Below are 275 nucleotides of genomic sequence, written 5' to 3'. Positions count from 1 at the left end.
ATATTGATGATGGTAACAGCTCGAGGATCTTTTCTGAAATTAAGAAAAAAGAGAAAGAAGTAACAAGAATAAAAACGCTCAAAGAAGTGTTGAAGAGCAGCGATGCTGTCTCCACAATGTGGCGAAGGTATAAAAAATACCCGATTGTTAATCAAGTAGGTGGCAAACTTCTCGCAACGTTAAATTCAAATTAAATTTGAGAGTCCAATGGTTAGGTTACATTGGGCTCTTTTTTTGTGGATTTGTTTAGAATGAATTTTAGATCCGAGGAGAAG

1 protein-coding gene is annotated in these 275 nt (G+C 35.6%); it reads left to right on the top strand.

Annotated features, from left to right (window positions below; translation table 11 throughout):
* On the top strand, window positions 1-194 hold a 194-nt coding region (locus Q4528_RS13810; RefSeq protein ID WP_303522141.1), incomplete at its 5' end, for a hypothetical protein.
* Window positions 195-275: the final 81 nt, after the last annotated feature.

It is taken from the genome of Staphylococcus pasteuri, from assembly GCF_030547725.1.
Lineage (GTDB): Bacteria > Bacillota > Bacilli > Staphylococcales > Staphylococcaceae > Staphylococcus > Staphylococcus pasteuri.
The sequence above is the reverse complement of the archived record's forward strand: the minus strand, read 5'-3'. Positions and strand labels throughout refer to the sequence as shown.